The organism is Kitasatospora sp. NPDC096140 (assembly GCF_040303045.1).
GTDB lineage: Bacteria > Actinomycetota > Actinomycetes > Streptomycetales > Streptomycetaceae > Kitasatospora.
The window spans coordinates 1-12,384 of sequence record NZ_JBEOUW010000069.1; the positions used below are offsets into that span (position 1 = coordinate 1).

The following is a 12,384-nucleotide window of genomic DNA, read 5'->3' on the forward strand; positions in this document are numbered from 1 at the left end:
GCCAACCAAGCGACGGCCGAACCGGTGGCCATCGAACCACCCACCCCCATCCTGACCAGGTAATCAACACCTCCCGCACAGCGGGGGAAGCTCAGGCGCCGTGCGGCCGGGCCACCGGGGAGCTCAACCGTCCAGGGCGAGAGCGGTGCCCGCAGGGCACCGCCAACAGAGCATGAACGAAGCCGATCATTCTGTCCCCTGGCGCGGGCAGGCCGGAAGCTGGCGGCGGCCGAACGAGTGAGCGCGTCACCCTCAGGCGATTGTGTTACTCCGATTACCAGACAGCACGTCAGTGCTCCTTCATACGTTCCCGGGCATGACGGAGTTCACTATCGAAGCGGCCGCCCCGGCGAACAGCACCAATCCGGAGACGCTGGTTGTCCGGGCCGCACAGGTGCTGCGTGGGTACAACGAAGCCGCCATGACGGGCCCCACCCTGAACCCGATGGCCCTGACCGAGGCATTCGACGGGCTGATCGCGCTCTTCGAGCGCCTGCCGAACACCCTGTGCCATCTCAGCGGTCACCTCATGAGCTCCCAGCGCCAAGGCACACTGCTCGACCCGCTGGGCCGTGACACCGACGAACTGGCCGAGCGGGTCCGCCAACGCTGCTACGACACGGCAGAGGCGATCCCACCGATGACGGAACGGCTGCGCCAGGCAAGACAGCTCGTGATCAGCCTAGCGCCTGCGGCCGAGCTGCTGGCCGGCCCAAACAAGGGGCGCGGGAACGTTCCATGGGCTCCGAGCTGACCGGTGCTCAAGCCGACCTCAGCCCCGGCGGCGGCCGGCTCACGTGTGCTCTCGTGGCGGGGCCGGTGCGGCTTGTGGTGGATGTCCGGTGAGGACGTCACCGAGGAGCGTATCGAGCAGGCCCTCTTCGAAGCCGGGCCGCCGGTGGCGGCGCATCGCCACCTCCAGTGCCGGGTTCCACGGGGTGGGCGGAAGGTGTGCCGGGTCCAGCGGGTAGGTCCACCGGTCGGTACCGACGTTCAGGCTTTGCCGGTAGTCGTCGGCGGCCATGCGCCAGGGCTGAGCGGCGGGCTGAGCAACGGTGACGGCGCTGACGTGGTGCAGGCCTGCCACGTCGAAGTCGGCGCGGACCGCGATGCGTCATCCGGCCTCGGCCAGGCGCGCGATCGCGGCGACCTCCACCGCGGACGGCGTGCCGATAGTGCATACCAGCCGGGCCCCACGCGGCAGGGGCACCAGATCCATGAGCTGCCCCGACTTTCGTGGAGTCCGCAATCGTGTGATCAAGCGACTTGCGGGTGTTGCTCCGGGCTCGTCCAGTACGCCTGCTCGTACTCGTCGGGCGGCATGTAGCCGAGGGCGGAGTGGAGGCGCTCACCGTTGTACCACGCGACCCACTGGAAGACGGCCCGCTCAACCTCGTCGAAGTCCCGCCACGGCCCCTGATGTTCGATCAGTTCGGCCTTGAACGTGCCGTTCAGGGCCTCGGCCATCGCGTTGTCGTACGAGTCCGCGACCGATCCGACGGATGCCGACGCGCCGACCTCGACCAATCGCTCTGTGTAGCGAATGGATACGTATTGCGACCCGCGGTCGCTGTGATGAATGAGGCCGGCGTCCTTCTTGATCTTTTGCCGCCGCAGTGCCATCTCCAACGCGTCCAGCGGCAGGTCGGTGCGGATGTGGGTGGCGGCCTGCCAGCCCACGATCCGGCGGGAGTACGCGTCCAGGACGAACGCCACGTAGACCCAGCCGGACCAGGTCCGGACGTAGGTCAGGTTGGCCAACCACAGCTGGTTCGGGCGCTCGGCGGTGAACCGGCGGTTCACCAGGTCCGGCGGACGCGGCGCTGCCGGCTCCGGGGCCGTCGTGCGACGCCGCTGCCCGCGGATCACGCCCTCGATGCCGAGCTCGCGCATCAGCCGTTCGACGGTGCAGCGGGCCACCGCGTGGCCGGCGCGGGAGCGCGCGGGTGACGCGGCGGGCCCCATAGGTGCGGTCGGATTCCTCCCACGTGGCTGTGACCAGCGCAATCAGTTTCTCGTCGCGGAGCCGGCGGGCCGACTTCGGCCGCTGCTTGCGCGCGAAGTACGTTGACGGCGACAGCTCCAGCACCCGGCATACGGGATCGACCCCGAAGCCGTCGCGCAGGTGGTCGATCACCTGCTCGGCCTCGTCCGGGGACGGTCGATCTCCTGGGCAAAAAACACGCTGGCGGCCTTGAGGATCTCGTTGGCCCGCCTCAACTCCGCGACTTCCTTGCGGAGTTCCTTCAGCTCGTCCTGCTCTGCGGTCGTGAGCCGATCGTCGCGCTCTCCGGCGTCGGCCTCGGCCTGACGCACCCAGGAACGCAGGGCTTCCTTGTGGATGCCCAGGTCGCGGGCCACGTGAGCGACGGGCCGGCCCGGTCGAGCGGACCTCGCGGACGGCGCGCTCACGAAGTTCATCGGGGTACTTACGGGGTGCTGGCACCGCTCGTGGTTCTCCTTACGCCTGGATCGTAACAAACCCAGACATCGGGGACTCCACGAAAGCCGGAGCAGCTCACTGCTGGGACTGGGTCGGAGATACGCCCTGAGCCCGTTCGGCCCCGCGCGGGACGAGGTCTTCCCGCTTACTGACCTTGGCGCTTCAAGGTGATGGCGGTGGGAGGTTGAGGGAGAGTCCGGTCCCGGTGAGGAAACCGTCGAGGAGGTCGGAGCGGTACTGGAGCCGTTTGAGGCGATTGCGGACGAGCGCGGCGAGTCGCTCCAGAGCGACGCTGGCGAGGTTCGCCAGGCTGCGCTTGACGTGGGCCCACAGGTACTCGACCGCGTTCAGCTCGGGCGCGTATGCGGGCAGGATGAACACCATCAGCCAGTCCCGTGCGTTGATCAAGTCGCGCATGGCATGGGAGACGTGGGTGTTCAACCGGTCCCAGACCAGCACGATCGGCGCCTTGACCAGCTGGTGGACCCCGTCTATCAGTCCGATGTAGTCGCGCTCGGACAGGCTGCGGCGCTCGCCCTTGCGGCCGGCATGGCGCCGCAGCCTGTGACACAGCCGGGTCCGCGACCCCGGCCGCATCGCGATCAGCCCGGCGACCGAGACCCGTCCGGAGCCCCGGCCGCAGACCTTCACGACCGGGGTGATGCCGCGGCGTCCCCACGTGCGTGCCGTGGGCGGTCTGCGGGTGAACCCGGCTTCGTCCTCGAAGCAGAGCCATCCGTCGCAGGCCGCCCGGGCGCTTTTACCTCCGCCCAGGTCACCTCCATCCACGCGGACACGGCCTGCTCGTCGCGTTCCGCGGCCAGCCGCGTGGGGACCTGTGGGGTGAAGCCGAGTCGATGCATCAGGCGGGTGGCTCCCGAGACGCTGTAAGTGACGTGGAACTTCCGCCCTATCAGCGTCGCCACCCGCGCGCCGGTCCACACCTGGTCCTCGTCCCAGCCGTGCACGGCCGGCCCCTGCTCAAGGTACCCGGCCAGCTTCGCCCGGCACCGCGCCGACAGCTTGCAACGCTGCCCACCCGGTCCCCGTGAAGCCAGCGCACCGGCCCCGCCCTCCCGCCAGGCCTGGTGCCACTGGTAAGCGGACTTCGCGGTCACCCGCAACCTGCGGGCAACCTCCTTCGGTGGGACACCTTCGTCGAACAACGCGGCGGCCTCCAGCCGCACCGCCTCGCGGTGCTGACGTGCCTTCGCCGTCAGCCCGCCCCCATCCGCATAGCGCATACCAACGGCATAGCGCGCACATGGCCGTCAGTCAGCTACACAAACAGGCCAATCACCTCGAAGCGCCAAGGTCAGTAGCGTGGCCGAGCGGTAGATCCTGGCCAGGCTGGCCCGCGCGGAGCTTTACGGCCCCGGCGCGCCTGCTCGTGGTGCGGGGACCGGGCGGCGGTGGTGCGCTGGCCGGGTCGAGCGGCCTGCGGCGCTCGTAGGCACGGCCCTGGCGGGCCGCCGCGGCGACCCGGCCGCCGCCCGGCGTGGCCGTGCAGCCGGCCCTTTCCGGGCACGGTCCGTTCCCCGCCGGTCCCTGTCACCGCATCCGGCGATCCCGCGGTGCTGGCGACGAGCAATACTCCTACGCGCCGAATGCCGTCGGAAGCGGTTACTGAAGGCGATGGCTCGGAGTCAGGACAGGGCAGGCTCGAAAAGTGGACAGCTTTTCCGCTGAGGTGCCGCTCGTCCGATGCGGGTTGCCGGACCGCACCGCGTCGAACGCGCAAGGCGGTACTGCCCTGTTCTGCAAGGGAGTTGAGCCTCGCCCCTGCCGGTCGGGCTATATGCAATCGCGATGCACGTCTGTCAGACTTCGGCCCGGACCATGCCGGACGTCGTCCGGATCGGATGTCCGATGTGCTGACGGGCGAGGGGGCTGCTGGAGTGGAACCGGTGCTCATCCTTATCATCGTGCTGGTTGTACTGCTGGCCCTGGCCCGACCGATCCGGGTGATCCCGCAGGCCCGCGCCGCGATTGTGGTGCGCTTCGGCCGCTACAAGCGCACTCTCAATGCAGGCCTGAACATCGTTGTCCCGTTCATCGAACGCGTCCGCGCCCGGATCGACCTGCGCGAGCAGGTCGTGCCGTTCCCGCTGCAGCCGGTGATCACCCGGGACAACCTGGTCGTCAACATCGACACGGTGGTCCACTACCAGGTCACCGACCCGCGCGCCGCCACCTACGAGGTCGCCAACTACGCCGATGCGATAAAGCAGTTGACCGACACCACGCTGCGCAACATCGTCGGCTCGATGGACCTCGAATCCATCCTGACCTCCCGCGAGGTCATCAACACCGGCCTGCGCAGCGTCCTGGACGAGGCCACCGGCAAGTGGGGTGTCCGGGTCAACCGCGCCGAGCTCAAGACGATCGAGCCGCCGACCTCCATCCAGGACGCGATGGAGAAGGAGACGCGCGCCGAGCGGGACAAGCGCGCGGCGATCCTGATCGCCGAGGGCCAGCGCCAGGCGCAGATCCTCAAGGCCGAAGGCGAGAAGCAGGCTGAGGTGCTCAAGGCCGAGGGCGAGGCCCAGGCCGCGGTGCTGCGCGCCGACGCAGGGGCGGTTGCGGGAGCCGTCGTCGGGGTGGACGGGGGAGCACCGGCCGCGCCGCTGTTGCCCCCACAGGCATTGCTCGGGCCCAGCCATCAACCGTTGAGGGGGGACGACCCGCGCAGTATCGGCCGCTATCAGCTGACTGCTCGGCTGGGCGAGGGCGGTATGGGGACGGTCTTCCTCGGGCGCTCTGCCGGGGAGCGCCTGGTGGCGGTCAAGGTCATCAGGCCGGAGCTGGCCGCGGACGCCGAGTTCCGCCGGCGGTTCGGCCGTGAGATTGAGGCCGTGCGCCGGGTCGGTGGATTCCACACCGCGCCGGTGGTCGCTGCCGACCCGCAAGGTGATCCGCCCTGGCTGATCACCGAGTACATCCCTGGCCTACCGCTGCACGAAGTCTTGAAGCATTACGGTGCGTTGCCGAGCCGGAGTCTGCACACTTTGGCCGTCGGTGTTGCCGAGGCGCTTGAGGGGATCCATGCCTGCAACATCGTCCATCGGGACCTCAAGCCGAGCAACATCATCATCTCCGGCACTGGGCCTCGTGTCATCGACTTCGGCATCGCTCGGGCGCTCGACGACACCATGCTCACCCGTTCCGGCCAGCTGATCGGCACGCGGGGATTCCTGGCCCCGGAGCAGTACATCGGAGGGCCGGTCACGTTCGCCACGGACGTCTACGCCTTCGGCATGGTGCTGTGCCATGCCGGAGGGGCGGTGCCGGTGGATGAGAGTGAGGTCTGGGAGTCCGTCCTCAGTCTGCTGCCGGCCCCACTGGCCGAGCTGGTCGTCCGCTGTCTCGACCATGACCCCCACCGCCGTCCGACTCCCACTCAGATCGTCGAGGACCTCTCCCGAAGCCGCCCGGCCGCCGGGGACTGGTTGCCGCTTCCGGTGCGGACGCTGGTCGACCTGCACAGCGCGTCCACCAGCTAGGGGCTTCTCACACGGCCTACGGCCTGCACCCGAAAGGGCTCATTCGGGGCTCGTCGGGGCTTGTGTTGTGCGCCTTTCGCCGGTGAGGAGACGTGATCCCACTGCCACCGCTGACCCTCCGCCCCGGTGATAAAGGACAAGGTCGCGCTGAGCCCCGCTCGGTGTGGCTGTGCCCGGGTGGCGGTTCGGCCGGGGGGTCGGCTCGTAGTTCGGCAAGGGGGTCCGGGGAGGATTCGGTTCGCGGTTCGGTCCGGTCACCGGCCCCGGTCCCCGTCCGCAGCCTGTTCGCCCAGCTCAGGGCGACTGGGACGGTGTTCTCACTACCCCTACTTACCTGTCTGCGCCCCTGCTGCCGGTGGTGGTGGGTGGGGTTGGGGGCGCTGGTCGGTGCGTGGCCGGTCGCTGCGCTGTGCTCCTCGTTCTCCTGTCCGGCTGGTGCCGGCCGCTCGTGGTGGGGAGGGCGGCCGGGGCGCGCCGTGCTGCTCCGGGCCGGGGTGTGGTGCGTGCCGCGGGCAATGGGTGCGGCACGCACCGCCCCGTGATCCATTCGTCGAGGCCAAGGCCAACGCCGCCCTGCTCGGGCCGCCCGTTATCAATGGGGCCGAAGCCACTCTCTTCTATGTCTGCGACGAGCGTCACCGAAGCCTCTTCGTCTCGTTGTTGAAGTGCTATCAGTGGGAGTTCTTCAACGAGATGGAACAGCGGCAGTGGCGTTCAGTTTGGCGGTCCGGCCCTCGGGCGGGCAGCGGACGTGGACCGTGATCGACGAGAAGTACCGGACGGTCGCGCCGGTCGAGGAGTGACTGGAGGCCCACCGGCATCTGTGGTCGCCGAACACCGTCCGCGGCTATGCGACCTCGCTGGCCCAGTGGTGGACGTTCCTCGAACAGCGCGGCGAGACCGCGAGGTGGGCCGACCTCGGGGTCCCGGCCGTTGCGGGGTTCCTGTCCTGGTTGCGCAACGGCCGCACCGTCGAGCACGCCCTGATCGAGCCCGAGGAGGTTCCATCGCCGGAGACGCTGGAGGCCAGGCTGGCCGCTCTGATCTCCTTCTACCGCTGGCAGGAGTCGGTCTTCTCGGTGCTGGTTGCGGGCCGGCTGATGCGCGGGGCACCGCGCCGGGCACCGGCCAGGGGGCTGCTTGCCCACCTGGATGCCCGCAGCACGCCGAGCCCGTCCTCACTGGTCCGCGTCCGCCGCCACCGGCACCGCGGTCGGCCGCCCCTGCTGCTGCCGGCCGAGATCCAGGCGATCCTGGACGGCTGCGCGATCCCGGACACCTCGGCCGGCGAGTGGGCAGGGAACCTGCGCGACCGGCTGCTGTTCGCCTTGCTCGCGGGAGACCGGGATGCGCCTGGGCGAGGCCCTGGGCCTGCGGATCAGCGACTTCGTCATGGGCCGCGGCGGCACTCCCTATGTCGAGATCGTGCCACGCGAGGACAACCCGAACGGGGCGAGGGTGAAGATGATGCGCCCCGCCGGGTCTATGTCGGCTGTGATCTGGAGCGACTGTTCGCCGACTACCTGACCCATCTCGCCTGCCGATCCGCCGAGTTGGGTATGCCGATCAGCACCGACTCACCGCTGCTGGTCAACCTGACTCGGCCCCCGCTCCTGGCCGCTCTGCGGGAGGGAACCGTGCGGGACAAGATCGCCGCCCTGCGCAAGAAGGGCATCGGCCGCCCGGCTGCCTGGACGCCGCACTGGTTCCGGCACAGCCACGCGACCGCGCTGCTGCTGGCCGGGACACCGGAGTGGGTCGTCTCCCGCCGCCTCGGGCACGCACACGTCCAGACCACGCTCGACCTCTACGGCTGGGTCCGCGAGGACGAGGCCCTGCGAGCCGCGGCGAACTGGAAGTCGTACATCTCCGCCTGGCAGGTGACCGATGGCCGGTGACCAGCGCCGTCTGCACGCCGTCGGCGGCGAGGACCCGATCTGGGGACTGTGGTCACAGCTGCCCGAGCCCTGGAAGGGGCCTGTCATCGGGGACGGAATCGAGGACTGGGACAGGATCACCGAGAACGGCAACCGCAGGATCGACCTGACCGGTCTGCCCGTCCCGATCCCCGCCGAGCTGGCCTGGATGTCGCACTGGCAGGCCCTGGACGGGACCCGCTCGTCGGTGCTGGGCACCAACCAGCTCGCGAACATCCTCCGCCGGGCGATCCGGGAGAACCATCCCTTCCCAGCCTCGATCCGCGCGATGGACTGGGAGATCGCCGGACCCCTGCAGCGGTGGTTCTATGCCACCCGCTGGGGCCGGCTGCCCCCGCACGGCAGTGTCGCCCGGCTGCGGGTGATCTTCCGCTTCCCCCGTCTGGCATTGCTCGCCCGCTGCCACGACGGACCCTGGTGGTCCCTGGACGAGTGGCACCCACGGTGCGATCCGCGGATCCCGCTGGCCGAGCACGAACCCCAGGCCCACTACGGCTGTTCGCCCTCCAAGATCAGCCATCCGTGGCTGCGGGAGGCGGCGAATGGCACCTCGGCACCCAACTGGAGGCCGGGACCCTGCGCTGGTCGACGGTGAGCCAGGAGCGGATGCGCTGTTACGTCCGCTTCGACCGATGGCTTGCGACCTTCGCCGACCCGCTGGACGTCCTGGGCGATCCCGCCCACGCGGTCCAGCTGGCCGCCGCCTTCCGCCGATGGGCCACCGACCCCGCCAACCGGCTCATGCGCCGGAACGAGCAACGGTTCACCGGGAAGCCCGTCCACCCCCGCTTGGTCAACGACGACCTGCGGGCCATCGCCGAGCTGTTCGCATTCGTCGCGGCCAACCCCGCGGAGGCCCGCCAGGTCCTCGGCCTGCAACCGTGGTCCCACGTCACGGACGCCCACGCGGCCGGCTGGTTCCGCCAGGTGACCCGCATCCCGCACCAGCGGGAACTCAACGACGAGCACTACGTCGACGACCACGCGCTCGCCCAGATCCCGCCGGCCCTGCCCCTGCTCGGCCTTTCGCGCGACGAGCAGATGGCCATCACCCGCGGCGACGGACAGCAGATCACCGCCCGCGGCTTCGACGACCCGCAGGCGATGCGCATGATCCTGCTGCAGATCCTCACCGGCCGCCGGGCCAGCGAGATCCGCACCTGCCGGTTCGACTGCCTCTCCCCGGTCCCCGACCGGGCGGTCGACGCTGCCGAGGGCGAGCAGATCGCCCGCTTCCATTACGCACAGAGCAAGATCGATATCGCGCCCGACAACATCCTCGTCGACCGCGAGGTCGTCGCGGTCATCGAGGAACAGCGGCAGTGGGTCCGCCAGCACTTCCCCGACATCACCCCGCGCCACTTGTTCCTGCAGCGGACCGGCAACCGGCAGGGCGACAAGCCCTACCCGTCCGGCACCTACGTCTGGATGCTCCGCGAGTTCAGCAAGGTCGTCAAGATCACCGACAGCAAGGGCAAGCTGGGCGGACTGAGTCACACTCACCGCTTCCGGCATACCAAGCTGACCAGGCTCGCCGAACTCGGCCTGCCCGTCCACGTGTTGATGCGCTATGCCGGGCACGCGACCCCGTCGATGACGATGCACTACATCGCCGCCCGCGAGGAACACGCCGAACAGGCCTTTCTGGCCACCGCCAAGCTGCGGGCCGACGGCACCCGCATCATCTTCTCCCGCGACGACCACGACAGCCTCCACTTGTTCAACCGTGCCGACCGATTCCTCCCGCACGGCTGGTGCCTGCTCCCGCCCCTGCAGACCTGCGACAAGGGAAACGCCTGCCTGACCTGCTCGGTCTTCGTCACCGACGCCTCCCACCAACCCGCCCTGGACCGACAGGTGGCCGAGACCCAAGCTTTGATCGACCGCGCCACCATCGCATTCCAGGAACGTCACGGCCGCCCGATGCCCGATGACAACGTCTGGCTCCTCCAGCGCCGGGCCGAGGACGCGGCCCTCACCAGGCTGCTGGACACGATCCGCGCCAAGCCCGGCCGCGCGGTCCAGGGCGCCGGCTGCGGCACCGCCCCCGCCGGACCCGTCCCGATCAGCCTCGACCTCGACCGGCACCGAAGGACCCGTCCGTGACCGACGCCCGCACCAAGCGCACCCAGACCCTCACCGCCGCCGCGAAGGCCAAGTCGCAGGCCAAGACCCAGGCCGCCGAGCAGGCCCTCCGACGGCTGATCAAGCGCGGCGAGGCGATCACCTTCCAGGCCGTTCAACGCGAGGCCGGCGTCTCCCACGCCTTCCTCTACAACCACCCCGACCTACGCGGACGCATCGAACAGCTGCGAGCCCAGGCCCGCCCCCTCCCCGCGCCGGCGATCCCTGCGGACGCGGAGAGCACCCTCGTCCTCGCTCTGACCAGCCAGATCATCCGGCTCAAGAAGCAGCACCGCCAGGAGATCCAGGCCCTACGGGACGCACTGGAACAGGCCCACGGCGAGAACCTCGACCTCCGCCGCGAGCTCAACCGCCGCGGCTTGCCCGGACAGGTCCAGCCCAGCTGACCCGCGGGCAGCGAATCTACGAACCCGAACGCAGGCCGAGGGCACTGTGCTGCACGGCCCCAGCGGGAACATCCGCATTCCCGGACCTCTCGCGGGCCAACTCCACCAGCTTCTGCCGGAGCTCTCTCGCTGGCTCCCCGAGAACTATTGAGCTGAGCACCAGCTCCAGCATCAGACGGTCATAGTCCGTCGAGTTCCCATGCAGGCCCCCGCGGCCAGCCTCCACGACGGCTGAGGCGATCCGCCAGCCACCGCCCTCGACAGGTGCGAACGTTGCTTCAAAGACGCCAAAGCCGGTCCAGCTCCGGTGCAGGAACACGACATCGCCCTCAACGACAACATTCCACTTCTCATCCATACCCCGGGACCGGTAACCGAGTTGGATGCGCTCCCACTCCTCATCCGACCAGATCCGGTCCGGCAGGACACCAATCGCCGTGGGAACCATGATCGACTGGAGGGGCTTGCGAAACGAGGATCGGGTCACGCGTTCGTCAGCGGGCATGCCGAGATCCTACGGACAGGACCCCGCCGCTGGACAGGGACTTTATGCTGGCCAACCCTTGCATCTATGTCTTCAACGTCACTACCAGGGCGATCGCCTGGACCGAGCGCTTGACCCCCAGATAACCGGCGGGGTCGGCAAGACCCACCTCGCCGTCGCCCTGGCGGTCGCCGCCTGCCGGGACGGCTTCACGATCTACTTCACCAGCCTCGACGACATGGTCAGACATCTCAAGACCGCCGAGGCCGCAGGGCGGCTGACCAGCAAACTCCGCACCTACCTGCGGCCGAGCGTCCTCGTGGTCGACGAGGTCGGCTACCAGCCCCTGGAACGCGCCGAGGCGAACCTGGTCTTCCAGGTGATCTCCAAGCGTTACGAGAAGGGTTCGATCATCCTGACCTCGAACAAGACTTTCAGCAAAGCGCACATGTTCCGGCGAACTCGTGCCAGGTGGCGCCGAAACCTCACGGGTTCGACCTGCGTGCGGCCCGGAAGTCTTGGTACTCGTCGCAGACGACGCCATCGTTGACCCAGCGTTGGGGGTCGGCGGCGAGTTCGTACTCTGCCTGGTGCAGGGCTTCCTCGGGGGTGGGCAGGACGGCGACCTCCCGGCCCCACGTCTCCTCGTTGGGGTCCAGGGGCGGGAACTCGGTGATGTCGAGGAAGGTGTCGGTGCCGACATCCTCGACCTCGCTCAGGTAGATGGTGACGCCCGTGCGGCTGGGACTGAGGGCGATCCAGCGGAGCCCGGGCCGGCCGTCGGTTTCGATGGCGCCGAGGAACTGCTCGATCTGCTTCCCGCGCTGGAGGGCGCCGAGGGCGAAGGCGGGGGTGAGGTGCCGCATGTCAGTTCCTTTGCTGGTCGGGCAGGCGTCCGGGGTCGATGTGATCAGCAAGGTAGATGAGGGTGGCCTCGGGGTCCATGCCGAATGCGGCGGCGACGAGCTTGGGGTCCATCGTGTTCACGCGGTCGACGAGGCGGGTGCTGCGGATCATCCTGGGCGGGTAGCCGCAGTCGTCAAGTGCGTGAGATAGATAGGCAGTTGACGCCTGAGTTCGCCCGGATTTCGTGCCTTTGGCGACCATGACGTGAGGGTTGTCCGTTGGCCATCCTTCTCGGTGGGCGAGGCATCGCTGCAGCACCGTCCAGGAGGCGGGGTCCAGCGGGACGGGGTGCGGGCGTTTGCCGAGCCGGACGGTCTGGGTTCGTGGGTCGATGTCGGTGATCTGCAGCATGCGGACCTCGGCGCTGGAGGCGCCGTGCAGCAGGGCGAGGATGCCGAACAGGGCTTCGTGCGGGTGGGCGTGGTCGTTGCCGGTCCAGCGGCGGAAGAGTTCGCGCTGCTGGTCGAGGGTGAGGGTGCGGCCGCGGAAGCCGCCGGGTTCCTTCGCGGTCAGTCCGCGGGTCGGGTCGATGAGGATGAGGTGCTGCTGGCGGGCGAAGCCGAAGAACTGCCGCAGCACG

At 69.0% G+C, this 12,384-nt stretch carries 10 protein-coding genes and 4 pseudogenes; 8 read left to right on the forward strand and 6 right to left on the reverse strand.

What is annotated here, in order from left to right; translation table 11 throughout:
• The first annotated feature begins 316 nt into the window (after positions 1-316).
• Complete coding sequence (locus tag ABT048_RS39270) at positions 317-754, forward strand: hypothetical protein (RefSeq protein ID WP_350526442.1); 438 nt, start codon at positions 317-319, stop codon at positions 752-754.
• Positions 755-793: 39 nt separating this feature from the next.
• On the opposite strand, the gene ABT048_RS39275 is transcribed toward ABT048_RS39270, so the two are convergent.
• The 3 genes and pseudogenes from ABT048_RS39275 to ABT048_RS41775 all read right to left on the reverse strand — a co-directional run bounded on the left by ABT048_RS39275 (position 794) and on the right by ABT048_RS41775 (position 3,687).
• Complete coding sequence (locus ABT048_RS39275; protein WP_350526465.1) at positions 794-1,111, reverse strand: DUF2399 domain-containing protein; 318 nt, start codon at positions 1,109-1,111, stop codon at positions 794-796.
• 146 nt (positions 1,112-1,257) lie between these two features.
• A pseudogene (locus tag ABT048_RS39280) lies at positions 1,258-2,446 on the reverse strand (IS3 family transposase).
• A gap of 159 nt (positions 2,447-2,605) precedes the next feature.
• Positions 2,606-3,687 (reverse strand): IS630 family transposase gene (locus ABT048_RS41775; protein ID WP_502894130.1). Its coding sequence is split into 2 segments (ribosomal slippage): positions 2,606-3,183 and positions 3,183-3,687, totalling 1,083 coding nucleotides; the frame shifts between segments, so codons are not numbered across the junction.
• A 654-nt stretch (positions 3,688-4,341) separates the two neighbouring features.
• On the opposite strand from ABT048_RS41775, the pseudogene ABT048_RS39295 reads away from it, so the two are divergent.
• The 6 genes and pseudogenes from ABT048_RS39295 to ABT048_RS39320 all read left to right on the forward strand — a co-directional run.
• Positions 4,342-5,091, forward strand: a pseudogene (locus ABT048_RS39295) (SPFH domain-containing protein); the annotation flags it as partial.
• Between the two features lie 114 nt (positions 5,092-5,205).
• Positions 5,206-5,946: pseudogene (locus ABT048_RS39300) on the forward strand (serine/threonine-protein kinase); the annotation flags it as partial.
• 821 nt (positions 5,947-6,767) lie between these two features.
• Positions 6,768-7,844: a tyrosine-type recombinase/integrase gene (locus ABT048_RS39305; protein WP_350526466.1), complete on the forward strand. Its 1,077-nt coding sequence runs from the start codon at positions 6,768-6,770 to the stop codon at positions 7,842-7,844.
• Positions 7,834-8,478: a hypothetical protein gene (locus ABT048_RS39310; RefSeq protein WP_350526444.1), complete on the forward strand. Its 645-nt coding sequence runs from the start codon at positions 7,834-7,836 to the stop codon at positions 8,476-8,478. Before ABT048_RS39305 ends, ABT048_RS39310 begins: the two co-directional genes overlap by 11 nt.
• The gene (locus tag ABT048_RS39315; protein WP_350526445.1) at positions 8,406-9,989 is read left to right on the forward strand and encodes a tyrosine-type recombinase/integrase; all 1,584 of its coding nucleotides are present in this window, start codon (positions 8,406-8,408) and stop codon (positions 9,987-9,989) included. Before ABT048_RS39310 ends, ABT048_RS39315 begins: the two co-directional genes overlap by 73 nt.
• Positions 9,986-10,414 (forward strand): DUF6262 family protein, encoded by a 429-nt coding sequence (locus tag ABT048_RS39320; protein WP_350526446.1) that lies wholly within the window; start codon positions 9,986-9,988, stop codon positions 10,412-10,414. The genes ABT048_RS39315 and ABT048_RS39320 overlap by 4 nt, the downstream gene beginning before the upstream one ends.
• A 16-nt stretch (positions 10,415-10,430) precedes the next feature.
• Here the strand turns inward: ABT048_RS39320 and ABT048_RS39325 are convergent, their stop codons facing one another.
• Entirely contained in the window at positions 10,431-10,919 is a 489-nt protein-coding gene (locus ABT048_RS39325) for a hypothetical protein (RefSeq protein ID WP_350526447.1), read from the reverse strand.
• Positions 10,920-11,049: 130 nt separating this feature from the next.
• Here ABT048_RS39325 and ABT048_RS39330 point away from each other — a divergent pair.
• Positions 11,050-11,340, forward strand: a pseudogene (locus ABT048_RS39330) (ATP-binding protein); the annotation flags it as partial.
• 43 nt (positions 11,341-11,383) lie between these two features.
• Here ABT048_RS39330 and ABT048_RS39335 read toward each other — a convergent pair.
• Together ABT048_RS39335 and ABT048_RS39340 are read right to left on the reverse strand one after the other, a co-directional pair.
• Positions 11,384-11,764, reverse strand: a complete 381-nt coding sequence (locus ABT048_RS39335) for a hypothetical protein (protein ID WP_350526448.1) — start codon at positions 11,762-11,764, stop codon at positions 11,384-11,386.
• 1 nt (position 11,765) lies between these two features.
• Positions 11,766-12,383 carry a site-specific integrase gene (locus tag ABT048_RS39340; protein ID WP_350526449.1) on the reverse strand — a complete coding sequence of 206 codons (618 nt, stop codon included), beginning with the start codon at positions 12,381-12,383 and terminating at the stop codon, positions 11,766-11,768.
• Between the last annotated feature and the right edge of the window lies 1 nt (position 12,384).